Origin of the sequence: Pseudochrobactrum sp. AO18b, from assembly GCF_000409565.1 — a bacterium.
In the GTDB taxonomy this organism is placed as follows: Bacteria; Pseudomonadota; Alphaproteobacteria; order Rhizobiales; family Rhizobiaceae; genus Pseudochrobactrum; species Pseudochrobactrum saccharolyticum.
This window is the reverse complement of sequence record NZ_ANNO01000110.1, coordinates 1-13,010: the sequence shown is the minus strand read 5'-3', so window position 1 is coordinate 13,010 and position 13,010 is coordinate 1. Positions and strand designations below refer to the sequence as shown.

Annotated in this window: 9 protein-coding genes; 2 read left to right on the top strand and 7 right to left on the bottom strand. The window is 52.9% G+C overall.

Going from position 1 to position 13,010, the window contains the following annotated elements; genetic code table 11:
• The 6 genes from A918_RS19450 to A918_RS0104750 all read right to left on the bottom strand — a co-directional run.
• Nucleotides 1-429: STN domain-containing protein (locus tag A918_RS19450; RefSeq protein WP_033315880.1), on the bottom strand; the 429-nt coding region annotated here is incomplete at its 3' end.
• A 111-nt stretch (nt 430-540) separates the two neighbouring features.
• Nucleotides 541-1,497, bottom strand: a complete 957-nt coding sequence (locus tag A918_RS0104770) for a FecR family protein (protein ID WP_022709948.1) — start codon at nt 1,495-1,497, stop codon at nt 541-543.
• 85 nt (nt 1,498-1,582) lie between these two features.
• Complete coding sequence (locus A918_RS0104765) at nt 1,583-2,083, bottom strand: RNA polymerase sigma factor (protein WP_022709947.1); 501 nt, start codon at nt 2,081-2,083, stop codon at nt 1,583-1,585.
• A gap of 181 nt (nt 2,084-2,264) precedes the next feature.
• Complete coding sequence (locus A918_RS0104760) at nt 2,265-4,991, bottom strand: TonB-dependent receptor (protein WP_022709946.1); 2,727 nt, start codon at nt 4,989-4,991, stop codon at nt 2,265-2,267.
• Between the two features lie 157 nt (nt 4,992-5,148).
• The gene (locus A918_RS0104755) at nt 5,149-6,105 is read right to left on the bottom strand and encodes a FecR family protein (RefSeq protein ID WP_022709945.1); all 957 of its coding nucleotides are present in this window, start codon (nt 6,103-6,105) and stop codon (nt 5,149-5,151) included.
• A 6-nt stretch (nt 6,106-6,111) separates the two neighbouring features.
• Nucleotides 6,112-6,639 carry an RNA polymerase sigma factor gene (locus A918_RS0104750; RefSeq protein WP_022709944.1) on the bottom strand — a complete coding sequence of 176 codons (528 nt, stop codon included), beginning with the start codon at nt 6,637-6,639 and terminating at the stop codon, nt 6,112-6,114.
• 255 nt (nt 6,640-6,894) lie between these two features.
• On the opposite strand from A918_RS0104750, the gene A918_RS0104745 reads away from it, so the two are divergent.
• Nucleotides 6,895-8,040: an efflux RND transporter periplasmic adaptor subunit gene (locus A918_RS0104745; protein ID WP_022709943.1), complete on the top strand. Its 1,146-nt coding sequence runs from the start codon at nt 6,895-6,897 to the stop codon at nt 8,038-8,040.
• A 28-nt stretch (nt 8,041-8,068) separates the two neighbouring features.
• The gene (locus tag A918_RS0104740; RefSeq protein ID WP_022709942.1) at nt 8,069-11,149 is read left to right on the top strand and encodes an efflux RND transporter permease subunit; all 3,081 of its coding nucleotides are present in this window, start codon (nt 8,069-8,071) and stop codon (nt 11,147-11,149) included.
• Nucleotides 11,150-11,223: 74 nt separating this feature from the next.
• On the opposite strand, the gene A918_RS0104735 is transcribed toward A918_RS0104740, so the two are convergent.
• The gene (locus tag A918_RS0104735) at nt 11,224-12,918 is read right to left on the bottom strand and encodes an amidohydrolase (RefSeq protein ID WP_033315881.1); all 1,695 of its coding nucleotides are present in this window, start codon (nt 12,916-12,918) and stop codon (nt 11,224-11,226) included.
• Nucleotides 12,919-13,010: the final 92 nt, after the last annotated feature.

Below are 13,010 nucleotides of genomic sequence, written 5' to 3'. Positions count from 1 at the left end.
GCTGGAAACGGTTATCTGGTTCAGAATGAGTGAGCCGTCCGGCGCAGCGCCGCCGGTATTGGCGGCAAGACGCTCGGTAATCAGCACGGATTTTGTACCGGTGAAATTATAGGTCAGGCCGGAGCCCTGCAAAATCCGCGCCAGTGCCTGCTCCTTGGTGGCGGCACCTGAAATTCCCGGAGAAGATTTCCCGCGCACGACGGCAGGTTCATAGGATAGCTGGGTGCCGGATTGGCTGCCAAAAGCTGCGAGTGCGCGGTTGAGCGGACCGGAGGGAATATTGAAGCCTGTCTGTTGCTGTGCCTGTGCATTGAAGCTGGTTGCTGTCAGTACCACGCCGGTTATCATTGCGGTGGTTGCCAGCAAAGCGGCTATCATGGCTTTGCTGCATTTGGTGTGTCGTGCCGCTTGTTTGGTGGCGCCTGTCATGCCTGCTCACTCCGTCGGTCAATCATTACAGGCGTTTTTTCTGCATGAGAAAACGCCCTCATATTCTTCTTTACGAGTGGCGGATAAAAATATTCAGTTTTTACTCATATTTTATACGGAAGAGACAATTGTCAGCAAAGATGCAATTTTTCGTGTTTTAGCGCCAAAAGGCCGGACAACTGCTGCAATGGCTGCATCAGGATCGTTAAGATCAAACACACCGCTGACCGTGCGCGATCCGAGTGAAGGATCAGCGATCAATACGCGCCCGTTTTGCCAGCGGGAAATTTTTGCACAAAGGGCTGCAACAGTTTCATTTTCCGCAAACAGCATGTTGGAGCGCCATGCTGCAATTTGTGATGGTTCCTGTTCACCGCGGGTAATCCGGTTAGTGGCGCTGTCAAAACTAAGCCACGTACCAGCCTCCAGCTTTTCTCCTGCCGGTGTGCCGGTTCTGGCTTCAACACTGCCATGCGCCACGGCCACAGAGAGAAAGCCTTTTTCTGCAGAAACATCAAAAGCCGTGCCCAGCGCAATGACCAGCATAGGGCCGGTTGTGACGGTAAAAGGCCTTGTGCTGTCCGGCTGAACCTGAAAATACGCCATGCCGGACAGCAGCCCGATACGGCGGTCTTGCTCGGAAAAATCAACGGCAATTGCACTGTCAGGCCCCAGCGTGGCGAAGCTGCCGTCAGGCAGGGGAATGTCCCGGATCTCTGCCGTGGAGGTGATGTGATCAGCCTGCGACAGCAGCCACAGATGCGGCACTGTCAGCGCGCCGGTGGTCAGGGCTCCGAGGCCGAGTGTGGTTCCGGCGATAAAATTGCGGCGGGATAGTTTGCTTTTCTCCGGTATTTTCCGGTTCTCTGTGAACAAAGTGCCGGTCATGCCATGAATGGCGGCCACACGCGCCCAGGCTGCGGCATGGGCAGGGCTGCGGGTGACCCATGTTTTAATCATGTCGGCAGAAACGGGATTAACGGGGTCATTTTGCAGACGGATAGCCAGATCGGCTGCTTCACGAAACAGCCGCTGTGCTTCTTCTGTCTCATCAGCGGAATTGGTCATATGTTTCAAGCCTGTCCGGATAGATTACTGTCTCACTTCTGTTTACGAATGAGCGTGGCTAATTTTCAGTATATGGGGAAATTTGTCACAGTCCGGTAAGGCGCCTGTCAATAAATTCATAGGCATCTCTGATGAGGGTCCATGTTCTGCCCACGGAGAGATTAAGTTCCGCTGCAATTGCCGCAATGGTCATCTCATCCATACGGTGCATCTCGAATGCTTTGCGCGTTCGGTCAGGCAGTTCCTGCAAAGCCTGTTGTGCCAGTATCAGTTTTTGCCGGTCATAGACCTGTTTTTCCGGTGAGGGAGAGGGGTCAGCAATGGCTGAGAAATCTTCGGGTGTGAGATCGGCTCTGCGCAGCAAACCTTCACGCCGCTGATGATCTGTACCGAGGTTGCGCGCAATTCTGAACAAATAGGCTGCGGGATTATAAGTGGTTTTGCTTTCCGCAGGCGGAGAGACCAAAACGCGTAAAAAAGTATCCTGCGTCAGATCGGCAGCCGTTTCTTCAGGAAGCCCTCTGCGGCGTAATGATTGTATAATATCACGCGCATGTTTTTTAAAAAGATGATGGAGATCCCACATCTGTGTAACCGTTTTCTGAAAGCATATGCGTCCGGCTCGTCAGGCAATGACGATAGAATAAATCTTGACTATTATAATCAAGTTTATATTGCAAGGCATAAATCTTCGCTTCAGATACGGGCAGGGGCTATGCCGGTGCGTGTGACCCAACGGCATAGCGGTCTGGTTGTCCCTGTGAGCTTTAAAAATTGGCCGTCAGAGATGCATAGAATGTCCGGCCTGGTCCCGGCTGCTGTGCAAGGCTGAGCGGATCGACATAGAACCGGTCTGTCAGATTTTCCACGCGCACGCTGGCGGTATAAGTGTCGTTGATTTTATATTCTGCAAACACATCTATCAATGTGTAAGGCTGCCAGTTGATCATCGTGATGAACTGCGACATGCCCTGACCTGTGACATCACCATGTCCGCTCGCACGCGATGCAGTATAGGAAATGCGGCCGCCGACTGTGAGTGCATCATCCAGTAATTTCTGGGTCAGGGTCAGGTCTATACCATATTTAGGCGGTACGTGATTGGTGGCATAGTCGGCATAGAGAGATTTGTTTTCACAGGTTTCAGCGGTACGGCAGAACTCCACATTCAGATAATAATTGGCAGCCAGTGTGGCTTCGAAACCGCCGAGCGCATAATTGGCCGACATTTCAAGACCGGAGAAACGGGCGCGGTCAATATTGAAAATGCGCACATTCGCAGAGTTCGCATATCTGTGGAACTCGCGGGCGATGTAATCTTTTACATCCCAGTTGAAGTAACCCAGTTTGAGCATTGCACGATCTGTACCGGTAATCAGGTCATCCTGAATGAAGTTTGCACCGATTTCCCAGTTGTTGGAACGCTCTGCCTTTGCATCTTCATTCACGGTCATATTGAAAGCGGACACGGCTTCCATAATGCTCGGCGCGCGTAAGGTGCTGGAATAATTGGTGTAGAATTGTGCGCCGTCAAACGGTTCGACCGTGACACCCAATGACGGGCTGAAGCCACCCTGTTTGAAACGCGCTTTGCCGTAAACCATATCAGGATGAACATATTTTGTGCGGCTGCGATCGCGCGACCACATATGGGAATAGCGCAGGCCGCCATTGACCGTCAGCCAGTCAACCGGTTTATACGCTGTCTTGATATAGGCTGCGGCTTCTTTACGGGTGCCGTCGCGCAAATCAAGAAATGTGTCCCATTTCCTTGTTCCTTCGGTCGGCTTGGTATCTTCTTCTTTATAAGACGCGCCATAGGTCATATCAAAATCACCATAGGCAGTTGTGAACTGTGAGCGGTTGCTGATATCGCCGCCCCATGTCCACAAATCCGGTCCGGATTTAAAGTCGACCGGCGCATTTGCTGGCAGCCAATCGGTCGGATTGCGCTGTTTCAGTTTCGTACCCCAGAGATTGGCCTTGAGATTAATCAGATCATTCTCTTCAGGATCCCAGCGATATTTAAATGTTCCGGTGTGTGCTTCTATATCTGTCGTCAGGCGCTGCTGTCTGGCTTGTTGTCCGAGCGTACTCAAAGCATTAGCCTTAAAAGTACCGGCCTTGCTTTCAAAACCTGTATAGCCAAGCTGAATACTATGCCCGTCGCCGAACATAACCTTGCCTTTCAGCAGCAGGGATTTCGTTGCCATTTGGGTATTGAGAACCTGTTCACCGGGGCGGTAATTGGCCAGACCTGTATTCTCAATATATTGCGGATACCATCTGTATTCAGGATTGGGTAAGTTACAAAGAAATCTGCATACGCTCATCCCGCCGAGATTGGCGATACCGGCGGCAGGGCCGTTTTTACCGGCATGGTAATTACCGCGCTCGCGATAGGCATAGCCTGCCAGCAATTCAATATTTTCATCCTGCATTGCCGCAACGATACTGCCTGAACCATTGGTCGCCTTCAGAAAAGCCGGACGATTCATGGTGTCATCCGAACTTTTAACACTTGGTACATAGAGATGATCGAATTCCGGCTGCAGATCGCCGGGATAACCGCTATTGATAATTTCGTAGCCAGCAACGTTACCCTCTTCAGGCTTGCTGGAATTGGTGCCGAAACCGCCTTTAACACGCAGGCCGAAGCGGTTGCCTTCCTTGACAATATCGCCCGCCTCAATTGTACGCATGGCGACCGTGCCGGCAATGCCGCTGGATGCAGCATCGGAGCCTTTTTGGATATCAATGCCGCCGAGAAAATCCGGATCAACAAAGGTGCGGTTCGAGATACCCTGATAGCCCTGATAGACATTAATGGCATTTTCCGCACCGTCGATGGTGGTGGCCACGCGCCCCATGCCCTGCATACCGCGGATATTCACATCAATCGCACCGGCACCGTTGCGGGCTTCACCGGACATCACGCCCGGTGTGCCGCGGAAAATATCAGCAGGGCTTGCGCCGCGAAAACGCTCAATCGTCTGCTCTGAAATATAAGAGGTTGGCGCTGCCGTGTGATATGGCGCTTCAGCCGCGGCGATTGAACCGCCATTGGTCACTGTGATTGTGTTTAGCGTCACGGTGCCGTCCGGTGCAACTACGGATTGGGCGTTACCAGCAGGATCATGAATTGTGAGCGTTGTGCCCTGAATAGAGTAATTCAGGCCGGAGCCGGACAGCAATCTGCCCAGTGCCTGTTCCCGTGTCATCGTGCCTTGCACAGCAGGGCTTGTCTTGCCGGATACCATATCGGATCGCATCAGCAGTTTGAGACCGGCACGATCAGCAAAACCGGCCAGTGCTGAACCCAGATTTTGTGCGCGGATATTGAAACTGATCGTCTGCGATACAGTGGTCTGCGCATGGGCAATCATCGGCAATCCGGTGCCAAGCACTGCAATAAACGCAACCGAAGCCAGAAGTCCGGCCTTTTGCGCATGTTGGGACAAAGAGCGCTTTTTCGCCTTGATGATAGCTTGCATGGAAATATTCCGCCTTACCAATATGACACATTCCGGCCTCCGCTCATGACGGAAATTCCGGCCTCATAATTCAAAGACGAAACGGCGTGGCTGATCTTGCACCGGTAAAATATAAAAATATGATTATTTTTATCATAAATTTGAATCGGGTAGTTTTTTAGCGCAAAATTGTCACAAAAGGCAGACGGATCACGGAGACAGGCAGGGTGGTTTCAATGGCCTGTAAAATCTCTTCCGGCTGGCTGAGATCAAAAACGCCGGTGACCTGCAGTGTTTGCAGGCGGTTGCTGGCAAGAACAATTGTTCCGCCGCGATGACGCTCAATTTCTGTAACGACTTCGCCGAGCGGTTTGGCGTTGAAAATCAGTTTGCCGCGACGCCATGCGGTTTCAATGTCGGAATCCACTTCTTCCGGTGCGGATATAGTCCCTGTGTCTTCATAGCGGATACGGGTATTGGCACCGGCGACAACCATATTGCTTGTCCGGTTTGCAGGTTGTATCCGGCTGCTGACGCCGACAGTGCCTTCAATCACCGTGACAGCAACCTGCTGAGGTTTGATATCAATATCAAAAACCGTGCCCAGAGCACGGGTCTGCCCGTCAAGTGCCTCAACGATAAACGGGCGTGCTGCGTCTTTTGCGACAGTAAACAGAGCTTGCCCTTCATAGAGGGTCAGCCGTCTCTCATTTGCTGACATATCAACGGAGAGTGCAGAACCGGCATTGAGAAACACGGTTGAACCATCAGTCAGCGTAATGCTCCGCTGCTCACCCGTACCGGTTGTATAATCGGCATAGAGACGCGGCCCGATGAGCCCCGTCTGATGCACTGCGGCACCACCGGTTATCAGTCCGGCCAGGCCGAGAACTGCGCGTCTGGTGAATTGTTTTTGCTTTGCGGATTTGCGGATGCTTTTACCGGCTGTGCCAATGCCGTGCCACAGTGCCTCAGCCTCGCATGCTGCCATTTCATGCTCGGCGCTTTGACGACGCCAGTCTGCAAAACCCGCATGGTCCTGTGCGGTTGCCCGTCCGGAGCTCAGCTGTACAATCCGGTCGATTGCCTCATCGCTTAAGCTGATATCCGTTTTATATCTGATTTTTTCGGGCATAGCGGCTCAGGCGAGTGTGCGGAAATGATCGCGGCAATGGCGCAATGCCTGCGCGAGATAACGTGCAACCATGCTTTCCGATACGCCCAGACGGCGGGCAATCTCATAATGGGTCAGCAGGTCACAGCGTGCCAGCAATAAGGCTTTACGCGGTTTTTCCGGTAATTGCAGCAGGGCGTAAATAAGTTGCCGCAACTGGTCGCGGTCAATCGCAAAGACCTCCGGTGTCGGCGCAGTATCGGCAATCGCCTGCAAAATATCTTCATCGCTGAGGCAGGCTTTGTGATGACGCTGTTCCTTGCGCAGCAGATCAATCGCAATATTATTGGCAATCCGCATGATGAAGGCGCGATGATCGCGAACCTCAGAAGAGCGCTCCTGTATTTTGGACAGGCGCAGCCATGTTTCCTGCAAAGCATCATCGGCCAGCTCATGGGAGCTGGTGCGTTTTTTGAGCATTTCGCGCAGCCATTTCAACTGCCGCAAATAGACAGACAACAGGTCTTCAGAATGGTCGGTTGATGGAATGCTCATGCCGTGTGTCTGCGTGCAAAGGGGGGCGGATGAATAGATTTTTAATACTATACAAAAATACTCATATTTAAAAGCTGAAAAATTTCTGCACGGAAATATCCTGTGCGTAGCTGTGAGAGGACTGCAGAAAGGCCGAAATCGCCGCGTTTGGGCGGGTTCTGCAGTTTTCTGTATTTCCTCCGCTGAAGCTTAACAAAAATATTGTTTGTGTTGCCGTTCCGGATGCAGTTCCGCCAACCTGAAAGGTAATCAAATATGAGGTTTCTGTTGTGCCTCTCCCTGTCCGCATATTCTCTGGCCGCTTCAGCGGCTTTTTCGGCAGAGGCTGCTCCTGCAGATGCAGCGATTGCGGGGGCTCAGATCGCTGTGGCGGAGCGCACTGTCACCACTTCTGTAGCCAAGCCGGTACCAACGGAATGGAAACTGGGTTTTAACGGACTGTTTGTGCCGCGCGAAGAAGTGGCTGTAGGTACAACATTACAGGATCAGCGTATTGCCGCGGTTGAAGCGGAGGCCGGTGATTATGTAAGCGCCGGACAGGTGCTGATGCGGCTGGATACGGTGAAACTGGATATCAAGCTCAGAGAAACAGAAGCGCGTGTTGCCCGCGCCCGTGCATGGCTGGCTCAGCAGGAGGCGACACAGGCGCAGGCGCAGTCCAGCCTGAACCGCACACAGCGTCTGCGCAGCAATGGTGCGGTCAGTGAGCAATCCTATGATGACAAGCTGTCGGCGCTGAATATTGCCGAACAGAGTGTGGGAGTGGCAAAGGCCGAGTTCACGCAGGCTGAGGCGCAACTGGCGGAGGCGAAAAGCGAAAGGGCACGGGCTGTTATTCATGCACCGGTCAGCGGTATCATCTCAGAGCGCAATGCACGCGTTGGTGCACTGGCCGGTAGCGGCACGCTTTTCAGCCTTATCCGCGACGGCGAGATAGAATTTGCTGCTGAAGTACCGGAAAGTGAAATCCTGCTGATGAAGGCAGGTCAGGCGGCGCATGTCACACTGCCTGACGGGAAAATCGCAGCCGGACATATCCGCTTATTGTCGCCGAAAATCGACCGCCAAACGCGGCTGGGCAGAGCCTATATCGCGATTGAGGGCAAACAAATATCGCTCTTCTCCGGTGCTTTCGGCAGGGCAGACGTGGTGTTCTCGCAAAGCAAGGCAATTCTGGTCAATGACTCTGCGCTTTTGCATGGCCGTGAGGCATCCGATGCCTCGGTCTTTGTTGTTGTCGGCGGTAAGGCCGTCAAGAAAACAGTCAAGCTCGGCTTGCGCAAGAACGGAGCTGTTGAAATCCGTTCGGGCTTAAGCGCAGGCGATCACATCATTGAAAAAGCAGGGCCGCTGCTCCGCGACGGCGAGACGGTAACACCTGTTCCTGCGCGGGCGCCTTGAAAATCCGGATTCCCTGAAAGTATTGTTTATGACCAGTAATATTTCCGCCTGGGCAATCCGCAAGCCGGTGCCGACGCTTGTTCTTTTCATTGTTCTGACCCTTGCCGGCTGGGCTGCATTCAATAAGCTGCCGGTGAATGCCAATCCCAATGTATCCTTTCCCGTGGTGACGGTTGCGGTCACGCAGGCCAGTGCTGCCCCTTCCGAAATGGAAGCGCAGATTACACGTCGTATTGAAGGTGTGGTATCCGGCATCGCAGGGGTCAAACATCTACGCTCCTCCATTGCGGATGGTGTGTCGACGACCACAGTGGAGTTCCGCATCGGGGTTGATCCCGACCGTGCCACCAATGATGTGCGTGAGGCCGTGGCGCAGATCCGCTCAGATTTGCCGCAGACTATTCAGGAACCGGTGGTCAGCCGTGTCGATGTTGAAGGCGGGGCAATCCTTTATTACACGATTTCCGCGCCGGATATTTCGGCGGTTGATATGTCATGGTTTGTGGATGATACGATTACCCGTGAACTACTGGCCGTGCCCGGTGTCCAGAAAGTGCAGCGATTGGGCGGTGTTAATCGTGAGGTGCGTATTGCGCTGAAACCGGAGCGGTTGCTGGCACTTGGTGTATCCGCGGATCAGGTCAATTCTGCTTTGCGCGAGCTGAATGTGAATGTGCCGAGCGGGCGGGGCAATATCGGCGACAGGGAGCAGTCGCTGCGCACGATTGCAAGCGCCAGAACGGTGGAAGAGCTTTCCGCTTTAACGATCTTATTGCCGGGCAACCGGTGGATCCCGTTGCGTGAGATTGCCACAATACAGGACGGAGCGGGTGAGCCGCGCGGCTTCTCCCGTCTGGACGGCAAAGCCGTAGTGGGCTTTTCTGTGTTCCGTGCAAAGGGCTATAGCGATACGGTTGTTGCCAATGGTGTCAAAAACCGGCTTGAGGACATAAGACAGCTCAACTCGGGCACAGAGATCAGGGAGGTCAGCTCCACGGTCGAATATACGGTGCAGAGCTATAATAATGCGATCACCACATTGCTGGAAGGCGCTGCGCTGACGGTTGCGGTGGTGTTTCTTTTCCTTCGCAACTGGCGGGCGACCGTGATCGCAGCGGTGGCCATGCCGCTTTCCATTTTGCCAACATTTGCGGCGATGTATCTCCTCGATTTTACACTTAACAGCATCAGTCTGCTGGCTCTGACACTCGTCATCGGTATTCTCGTTGATGATGCGATTGTGGAGATAGAGAATATTGAGCGCCATATTCATATGGGCAAGCGCCCCTATATTGCAGCGCTAGAAGCATCGGATGCGATCGGACTGGCTGTTGTTGCAACAACCCTGACGATTGTCGCTATTTTTGCGCCGGTCAGTTTTATCGGTGGTGCGGTCGGGCAATATTTCAAACAGTTCGGCCTGACTGTTGCGATTGCTGTGCTGGTCTCCCTCGCTGTTGCTCGTTTGCTCACGCCGCTGATGGCTGCCTATATGTTGCAGCCGCATCCGGTGAGTGGTAAAGCGCCGGGATCTTCTGTACTTGGCCGTTGGTATCTCGGATTGCTGAGCTGGACGCTGCATCACCGTAAAGCAACCTTTGCCATGGTGGCGGGTATTTTTGCCGGTTCGGTCTATCTCATGACATTGCTGCCCACCGGCTTCATGCCGCAAAGCGACTCCAATGTTTCACAAATCAGCGTAACTCTGGCACCAGGTACCCGCCTTGATGAGACCGCCCGTGTCTCAGACGACATTGTCACTCAGTTGCTGAAACGACCTGAGATAAAGGATATTCTGGCCACATCATCGGATGGTGTGAATGAGTTCTCCCTGCTGATTAATCTCAAGCCGCGTGCGGAACGGGAGACAAGCCAGAAGGAATTCGAAGCGGTTATCCGTCCTTTGGTGGCTGCAATACCGGATATTCAGTTCACCTTTACAAAAGACGGCGGCGGCAAAGAAGTGGCCATTATTCTCGTCGGCAATAGCGGAGAAAATCTCACCCGTGCTGCCCGCGAGCTGGAAGCCCAGATGCGTGAACTGCCGGAACTCGCCAATGTGGTTTCATCAGAACCTCTGCCTGCACCGGAGCTGCATGTAAAACCGCGTCTGGATGAAGCTGCGCGCCTTGGTGTGTCACCGGCCTCGATCGGTATGGTTGCCCGCATCGGAACAGTGGGTGAGACGGATGCCAATTCGGCGCAGTTTAATCTGGGTGACCGGCAAATACCGATCCGTGTTCTGCTGGAAAATTCTGCCCGCAGCGATCTGGATATGCTGAAGAACCTGAAAGTGGGAACCGCAACCGGCAATCCGGTTCCGCTTGCTTCCGTGGCGGATATTTCCTTCGGTTCTGCGGAGAGCCGTGTGGAGCGTCTGAACCGGATGCGGATGATCGAGGTGCAGGCTAATCTGGATAATAATGCGACGCTCGGCACGGCACTGGCAGCGATTGCTGCGCTGCCCGCCTATAAAAACCTGCCTGAAGGTGTCCGCGAAGTGGAATATGGCAGTGCGGAATATATGGCAGAAATGTTCAGTAATTTCGGACTGGCGCTGCTAACCGGTATTCTGATGGTGGCGGCAGTGCTGGTGCTGTTGTTTAAGGACTTCCTGCAACCTTTTACCATTCTGATTGCCTTGCCGCTTTCCATCGGCGGTGCGGCGATTGCACTGCTTCTCTATGGTGCGGCTTTGGATCTGTCATCGGTTATCGGTATTCTGATGCTGATGGGGATTGTCTGCAAAAATTCTATTCTGCTGGTAGATTATGCCATTGAGTGCCGCAAGGAAGGTCTTGATCGCGATGCGGCCTTGCTGAAAGCCGGTATTACGCGTGTCCGGCCGATTATCATGACCACAATCGCCATGGTGGCGGGGATGGTGCCTGCTGCCATTGGTATCGGCGGGGATGCGGAGTTTCGCGCGCCCATGGCGGTTGCTGTGATCGGCGGGCTGATAACCTCAACGGCACTCAGTCTGGTTTTCGTGCCGGTTATGTTTACCGCGATGGATGATCTGAACAGCTGGCTGAGCAGAAAGCTGAAAAAGCTAACTTCGGTAACCGATGAAGACAGAAAACACACTGTCTCGGGTGAGGTGCTCTGAATGTGCGGATATAGCAGGCAGGGAGCGGATTATGCTCCTTGCCTGCTATTGGCTATCTGTCCGGCCATCTATATTTATTGCGCGGCGGCGGGTGTTTCCGTCAGATTTTCATGCACGATTTTGCCGTCTACAATGGTCAGAACCGAGCGTATCTTGTCGATTTCTTCTGCCGGAACGGTCAGGTAAGGCTGATCCAGAACTGCGAGATCGGCCTGTTTTCCTGTCTCCAGTGTGCCGCGGTTCTGCTCTGCAAAACTGATCCATGCCGCGTTTTTCGTATAGAGCGCGAGAGCTTCTTCACGGGACAGCAGTTGATCCTCTGCTTTTTGGATAACACCGCCGAGCGAACGGCCGGTGACGTGATATTCAATCGCCTGCCAGATGCCATAAATGCCGATACGCGTTGAATCCGTGCCGCCTGCAACCAGAATATTTTTATCAGTAGCTGCACGGGTTGGCGGGGATTTGGCAGCAATATCTTCGCCATTGGCTTTCAGAATTGCAGGGCCTTCAAAATAAGGACCCATCTGTACGGTGTAGGACAGTCCCAGCTTTTTCATCCGCTCCAGTGTAGCTTCTGAACCTGTATTGAGATGTGCGAGAGACCACCGTAAATCCTGCAACGGATAGGTCGTATTCACATCTTCAAACACGGTCAGAATATCGCTGGCTGCATCATCGGTATAGGCATGAATTTCCAGCGGAATACGGCGCTGTGCAGCAAATTGTGCGACTTTGCGTAACTCGTCTTTGGCTGCCTGCGGAGAGGTGAAGCCAGGCCCCATCTGAACGCCGTCATTCATGGCTGCAACGATGGATTCACCAATGCCGAGAAAGCTGACCATGCCGGTGTCATAATAAGGCTGGCGGAAGGCCATGAGGCTTTTGAACCATTCTGCTTCGGTACCGGATTGCATAGCCGGAATGCGATATCCTGCGCGGAGCGTCAGTTTGCCGTCCATTTGCAGGGCAAAGAGATTTTCATAGGCGGAAGAAGGACCTGCGGATGGATCAATAAAACCGGTCATACCGGCACTGTTAAGCGCCGAGAAAAATACCTGCATGCTTTGCAACTGCTGTTCGCGATCTGCGGGCATCATCTTGGCAAAGAGTGCATTATAGGAGCCGATATGACCCAGTAATTTACCGGTTGCCTTGCCATTCGCATCACGTTCAACCTGAATACCCTGCGGTAGGGCCGGGTCGGCTTCATTGAGTTTTAAGGTTTCGATACCCTTCTCATTGAGCAAAGCATAATCATACAAATATTGAACATAGACCGGATGGTCGGGAACGGCTTTGCTCAGTTCTGCCACAGTCGGAGCGCGGTTTTCTTCAAACTGTTCCGGCAGCCATGAGCCGACAACGGCAACCCATTGATCCGGTTGTTTTTTTGCTGCTGCCTCTTGTAAGGTTTTCAGAGCGTCCGGCAGTTTGGTTTCGTTATACCAATAGGTTTCGGATGTATAAGTCTGACCGCCGCGAATGGCATGAATATGGGTATCGACCAGACCCGGAATGACAGTCTTGCCTTGCAGGTCAATGCGGCGGGTTTTGTCAGTGCTGAATTTTTCTGCGAGCGAGACATCACCAACAACAAGAATATGATTGCCCGAAATCGCCAGTGCTGTTGCAGCAGGCTGGTTTTCATTCATGGTGATGATGTTGCCGTTGTAAAGAATGAGATTTGCGTCATTCGCTGCGGCAGGATTCATCAGCGCAGCCAGACCGGCAAATATAAGAGGGGTGGTTTTGAGAACAGAATGCATGGCTTGATATCCCTTCCGAATAGTTGAAGCGGAATTCAGATATTTATTGCTTGTGTTAGTATTAATGAAAAAACGGCAGGCGGAAACCGCCT